1 pseudogene is annotated in these 520 nt (G+C 51.3%); it reads left to right on the top strand.

Annotated features, from left to right (window positions below):
- Positions 1-74: 74 nt before the first annotated feature.
- A pseudogene (locus tag FVW27_RS21315) lies at positions 75-520 on the top strand (hypothetical protein); the annotation flags it as partial.

Below are 520 nucleotides of genomic sequence, written 5' to 3'. Positions count from 1 at the left end.
TACCAGCGTTTGCCACATTGCTGAAAGCTGGCGGCGACATGTATTATATTGACTGGTTTGGCAGGACATATGCAATGAGCGCTACTATTCAAGAAAATTACAAACTCGTCCTCTTCCTCCTCGAGAAGGGTGTAGATTATTCAAAAAAGGACAATCGCGGTAGCTATCTTGCAAGATATATGCAGACGAAATTCAAAACATCTTCCGAATACAAACAGCCATACAGCAAAAAATACATGTGGTTCTGGCGCTGCATAGATTTTCTCGAAAAGCGCGGGGCAACTTTTACCATTCCGCAGGATGCGATCCGTCCCGCCGTGCTGGATACCACGCCGCCAGACATTTTCGCCGAAGCACAAATCCAGCAACCCGACACGCCTGCAAAGCCTCGGCCTCGCGTGAGCGACACCGAAACCGTGAGCATGCATGAGGTTTCCCTCACATACCCCGTGCCGTTTTGGCTTCAGGGTGCAGACGCCACCACCGGCAACACCCATTCGCGCATGCGTCAGAAGGCCGG

It is taken from the genome of Nitratidesulfovibrio liaohensis (genome assembly GCF_011682075.1).
Taxonomy (GTDB): domain Bacteria; phylum Desulfobacterota; class Desulfovibrionia; order Desulfovibrionales; family Desulfovibrionaceae; genus Cupidesulfovibrio; species Cupidesulfovibrio liaohensis.
Note: the sequence above shows the minus strand (reverse complement) of the source record. Positions and strands in the feature narration are given on the sequence as shown.